Annotated in this window: 6 protein-coding genes and 1 tRNA gene; all 7 read right to left on the bottom strand. The window is 30.3% G+C overall.

Annotated features, from left to right (window positions below):
* Positions 1-96: 96 nt before the first annotated feature.
* A tRNA-Arg gene (locus AC220I_RS17120) sits at positions 97-172 on the bottom strand.
* A 2-nt stretch (positions 173-174) separates the two neighbouring features.
* The gene (locus AC220I_RS17115) at positions 175-948 is read right to left on the bottom strand and encodes an OmpA family protein (protein WP_486725081.1); all 774 of its coding nucleotides are present in this window, start codon (positions 946-948) and stop codon (positions 175-177) included.
* A gap of 6 nt (positions 949-954) precedes the next feature.
* Positions 955-1716, bottom strand: a complete 762-nt coding sequence (locus AC220I_RS17110) for a hypothetical protein (RefSeq protein WP_486725080.1) — start codon at positions 1714-1716, stop codon at positions 955-957.
* On the bottom strand, positions 1706-2092 hold the full coding sequence (locus tag AC220I_RS17105; protein WP_486725079.1) for a hypothetical protein: 387 nt from the start codon (positions 2090-2092) through the stop codon (positions 1706-1708). The genes AC220I_RS17110 and AC220I_RS17105 overlap by 11 nt, the downstream gene beginning before the upstream one ends.
* A 1-nt stretch (position 2093) precedes the next feature.
* Positions 2094-2534 carry a hypothetical protein gene (locus AC220I_RS17100; RefSeq protein WP_486725078.1) on the bottom strand — a complete coding sequence of 147 codons (441 nt, stop codon included), beginning with the start codon at positions 2532-2534 and terminating at the stop codon, positions 2094-2096.
* 452 nt (positions 2535-2986) lie between these two features.
* Entirely contained in the window at positions 2987-4414 is a 1428-nt protein-coding gene (locus AC220I_RS17095; RefSeq protein WP_486725077.1) for a helix-turn-helix domain-containing protein, read from the bottom strand.
* Between the two features lie 139 nt (positions 4415-4553).
* On the bottom strand, positions 4554-5444 hold the full coding sequence (locus tag AC220I_RS17090; protein ID WP_486725076.1) for a diacylglycerol/lipid kinase family protein: 891 nt from the start codon (positions 5442-5444) through the stop codon (positions 4554-4556).
* Between the last annotated feature and the right edge of the window lie 391 nt (positions 5445-5835).

Raw genomic sequence — 5835 nt, 5'->3', positions numbered from 1 at the left:
TTTTATAATCGCATACGTTTCAAGCATGCTCTCTTTTCACTTAAATTTCATTAAACAAACCCCTGTAATCAATTGATCACAGGGGCTGTACAATCATGGCGCACCCGAGAAGATTTGAACTTCCGACCTACCGCTTAGGAGGCGGTTGCTCTATCCACTGAGCTACGAGTGCATTTATTTTCCATTGGTGTTTTTCATTACGTGGTCAACAAAATAAATTTCAACACGATCATTTTTATTTCTTTCATCTGCCTTTTTAGATGCAGGATCACTCGAACCAGAATTCACTGTGATGATTTTTGACTTATCAAGACCATTTGCAATTAATTCATCAAGAACGGCTGAGATTCTATTTGATGAGAGTTCAGATTCCATCGATGTATTTTCAAAATTGGGAAAACCATCTGAATGTCCTTCAATTACAATGTACTCATCAGGATATTCATTCGCCACTTTTAAAAAGGACTCTAGAATTTCATCTGAGGTCTCATTTAATTCGAATGATTGAAAATCAAAATATAAAATGGCGTAGGCTTCTTTTAATATTTTTAAATCTTCCTGAGAATACGTCCCATTTTCATTACCAGATGGGGTGGTAGGTTCTGCTGTTACAGAATCTGACTCTGTAGCAACTTCAGAATCATTAGATACGACATTTCCCATTTCATTTTGCCCAGCTTCTCCAGTTTCGTTATTTGTCTCATTGTTTACTGTTGTATCTGTATTGGCTGTATCTGAAGCTGATTCTGTGGAATTTGTGGTTTCTTCAATTTGATTACTATCCGTTGAGTTTACTTCTACAGAAGGAGTATCCTCTGTTGCAAGAACCTCTTTGTTAGACATATAGCTAACAACATAACTACCACTTATGATAACGATAGTTAATAAAGAAATCAAGTATATTCCAATTATTATTTTACCTTTTGTCGTATAATTTTTTGGAAACATGGCATCCTACTTCTTTGGTTTAACAAATTCAACCAGATTAATAATCTTCTGAATTTCATATTCTATTAATGTATTTTGATCTTCTTGGAATTTTTTTCTACCCTTATTGATTTCTTTTAAGTCTTCAATGCGCTTCTCAAGTTCCCTAATTGTAGCATCATTTCTGTTAAAAATTTCTTGAGTTGTAGAAACAGTTTCTTCTAAAACGGTGTTTAGAGAATCAATTCTCTTGTACGCATCGTTAAGCAGTTCATCTAAACTCACATTTGAGACGTTCATGATATTTAAAACAGTTTCTCTTTTAATATCCATTGGAAGATTTTCAGGAATTGCTTTTAAATAGACATCTGCCATAAAAATTGATTTTTTAAGATCTGTTTCCAAATGAGAATTTCTATAAATTTCATCAATGGTCAACATCTTATTCTTTTCATATGCATTTATCAATAAATCCAACTTATCACCGATATCTTTAGGAATATCATTCATCTTTCCAGCTTCTTCTTTTGCAAGCTCTTTTTCTTTAGCTTTCTCTTTTTCTAAATCAAAAACTGGCTCACTGATTGGATTAGAAACTAAATGAGAAAGGTCTGGAATATTCTCTAAATCTGGAACCTTATTTTCATCTAACACCGGTTCTTTTAGTTCTTCCTTTAATTCTACTTTTGAAGCATCCTTATCTGCTTGACTTGATTCTACAAGCCCCATTCTTTCGAATAATGTTTTTTTAGGTACCACGTCTATGCCCTCCCCATATTTATAATTCATTTAATCGACTTTCCAAATATTGAATCTTACCTCTATTGCTTTTCAAAATGCTCTTATAGGATTCTATAATTTCATCCTTCTTATCAATTTGATGTTTTTTAATTTCAATTTGATGACTTAGTATTCCGATCATTTCATTTAAATCATCTAGACTATTACGTTTAAACTCCGCAAGGTCTGCGTCTTCATTCAATAAATACGGTGTTACAACTTCAATGCTATCTTTAATAATTTGAACGCCTTCATCATCCACATATGTTATGTTGCTTCTCGTATGGATATGTGGTTTCAAAGCCTTCTTATTTTTGTTTATTTTCTTATATATTGTCACTTTACTGACACCAAGCATTCTCGCTACTTCAATCACTCTATACATATTACTCAACTGACCTTTCAAACTTTTTTAGTAAAGCGTATTGTAATTTACTTATCATATCCAAGTCTTCCAATAACTTAAACTGATATTTAGACAAGAGTTCATCTTTCATCTCGAGTTCTTGATCCAAGTTAGCTAACTCATTTGTGATGATCTCAATTTTTCTCTTGAGAATATCATATTCCTTATCTTGTCGAGATTTAATTTTGTTGGGCTTATGTTCTTTTAAACCTTCATGCTCTTCATTCTTAACATTCGGATTATGTTCTGTATTTGTGTGAAATAATGTCTTTAATATTTCAAGACCCCTTTCATCGAAATAGGTTACACCTTCTTGCTTAGAAATATTAGGGTCAAGTAAAGCTTTATGTGTAATCATCTTTTCAAAAATTTCAACTTTTTCAACACCTATAATATCTGCTGCGTCACTGACCTTATACATTAATTCACCTCCTTTAGTTTACTGTTAATTAACTGTTAAGCTTATAATTCGCATATTAACTGACTTTACATCTATATACCAATTTTACATAATTACTAACATAATTACAATTCATTTTTAATATTACAACTTAAAGTCCTTTAAGTGAGTTAAATAAGTGTCTTTATGTATTTATAGTAAGTGTTTACATTAATTTTATCATATCATTTTGTGTGTAAACCAGATTACTATTATTCTTAAAAGCACTGAAAAAATGTGATTTTTCATCAAAATTTATCCTTTTAAGAAATCTTGAGATTTTTTTAAAAGATTTTTACTTTTTTTTATGTACCAGACTATAAGGTATTTTGCCTCTATTTGATACACCTATAATTTTAAGTCCTAAACATATCAAAAGCTAAGAATGATCTATTACGATACATTCTCAGCTCCTGTTTTATTTTGAGATCTAGCTATTTATTCGAAAGTGTTTCAATTTGATACTTTTCGAGTTTTCGATACAAGGTACTTCTACTAATTTTTAGAATATCTGCAGCTAAAGTCAGGTTATAATCCACTTTTGATAGTACTTTTTTAATATACTGGGCTTCTATCATCTCTAGACTAACTAACTTCTCGTCTTCAATATGCGTTAAATGTTGTGTACTGTAAACACTTACATTTCTGTTGTTTAATTCTGAAATTTGAGTATCCTCAGCTATCTCTTTGAAGTTGGAAATACGGTTACTTCGAATCAATTTTTCCACATAATCATCTGTACAAGTAATACCATGGTTATTAACAACGCTTTTAACCAGTTTACAGTAGTGATCAGAAAATTCGTCAATATTTCTCAATATATGATAGTTCTTGTCAATTCTAGCCATCAATCTTTGATTTATATTAAGATTTTTTAGTGTATTAAAATCAGTGTTAACAGTTGTCAGTATTAGGTTGCAACAATTGTAATCACAATATTTATCATTTGAGTTTGTAATTATTTTTTCTTCAGTGTAAACAGTTAACAGAGCTACTGTCTTAGAATCTAACCATTCAAAATTCTCTATAATAACTGTCTCATAATGCAACAGTCCATATAATACCTCATCATATCTCATATATTTGGGAATGGCCTTGGAATCAATTAATGTTCTACTTTGAGACATGTGACTTGCCAAATATAAAGCCAAGGCCGTTTTTCCAGATCCTCTTTGACCCATCAGCAATATGGGCAATCGAGGTTCAAGTAACTTGTCAATTTCTTCTCTAAATTGGTCAAAATAAGGCTCTGGATAGGTAAATAGCTTATTTAGTGGATAAAAAGATGATGACTTATTGCTATTATTTTCAACAACAAGAGCCTTGCTTTCGATCTTTTTTAATCCCTCTTGAAACTTTATAAGTTCATACTCAGTAAAATTTATATCACTGATCATCATACATACACCATGAAATACTTCATTTAAAACGATTGGTAAGGATAATGTATATTGATCAGATAGGGCATCTAAGAAGTGTTCCTCCAATGATACCTTACAATATTTTTCTGTGCGCAAAGAAATCGCAGCTGCATTAGTACCTATTAAAACCTCATCTATATTATTTATGACTTTAAATTTTTCATGTACTATATTTTTATAGACAACCTCTCCGTTTTTGTTGCAGATAAAATAATCAATATTTTGATTCATTAATTTGGAAATATATTTGATAAGATCATCACTTATATTACTCACGATATTTTGAGAATCCTGTTTTGTTTTCAAGGATGCTTTGACATCCAAATGTGTGATATAGCATTTATACCATGATTTGGAAATTTCCTCGTTAACTACTTTTTTATTCAGTCGACCTGTTTTAATAAATAGTCTTTTGGCTTCTCTTACTTGAATATTATACATGATTTACCTCTTCTTTTTTACATTAGCTCTATAAGGCTCAAATTTGCGTTGTATCAGCATTTTGGTCTTTGGCGAATAAATTAACATTAAATTTGTTTTTTCTCGAATTTGCCAGCAAGATTATTACATATTATGGCATTTAGTAAAACAAAATTGCACTTTCTAGAATCGATATTCTTGCAGGTGTTTTTCCGATCAAAGTACCATCTGCATTGATATGGTATTGATTTTTTTCATCACTAATTATAATGTTCTTTCCTTTATAATAATTAACTTCTTTAACTTCTTTTAAACGTCCCTTGTAGATTTTTGAAATTTCTTTTGCAAAAACAGTTTTGCTTACTGAATTCACAGTACAAATATCAAAATCGCCGTCATTTGGAATTGCATCTGGACAAACATTCATACCACCACCAATAAATTTACCATTTCCAATTGCAATCAGAAGCAGTGGTTTATTAATTTCAAGATCATCTATTTTCAATGCAACATTATTGGCCTTAAAAAACAAACCCGCTTTTAATGTACTTAATAAATAGGCTGTTGGTCCAGGAATTATTTTCTTTAACTTTTCTGTATCCTCTACAATAGGACCGTCAATTCCAAATGAGCAAACGTTAATAAAGTAAAAATCATTTACTTTGCCAATATCTATTGGCAAAGTGTCTTCTAAATCAACTCGATCTAATATTGCATGTATTTCTGAATTACGATTTAAGCTGCGTACAAAATCATTACCTGTTCCACTTGGGATAATACCAACTCGAATTTTGTCCTCAACTTCATAATTTATGCCATTTATAATTTCAGATAAAGTTCCATCTCCACCTACACCAATAAACTCCTGATAACCTTTTTTAAGGTAATCTTTTACAATTTCAGAAATATTGCCTTTGTATTTTGATACTTGTACGACATAATCTATACCGGACATTTTATCAAATCTATCTTTTATTATAGGCAATAGTTTTATTGTTTGCCCTCTTCCAGCTACAGGATTAATTATAATCACTATTTTTCTATTGCTCATTTTTTTTCCCTGCCTTTAAATTATAATCATCTACTATATATTATACTCTATTTTGTATTCATATTAAATCTAGTCTACTAAGTTTATTTCAAAGAGCAAGTGATCATCACATTAATCCAAAAAAAATATAATTTAGGTTAATAACAACCAGGATATTTATAAGTCTGATTTCATTTTTTTATATTTGCATTCTGGTCACTCATAAGATCATATCTCTTAAAGAGCGCTTCCATTTTCATTTTAATGAGCGTATGGATTCAATTAGTTTAAATAATGACTATATATGTATTTCAGTAATTCTGAATGGCATATCCATTAGCATTTTTTTCTTTTTTCTACTTATCAAGTTTGCTCTTTAATTGTACTTTATAATGATAGAATAAATATTTTC

Source organism: Fusibacter sp. (assembly GCF_057447755.1).
This window is presented reverse-complemented; position numbering and strand designations above follow the sequence as displayed.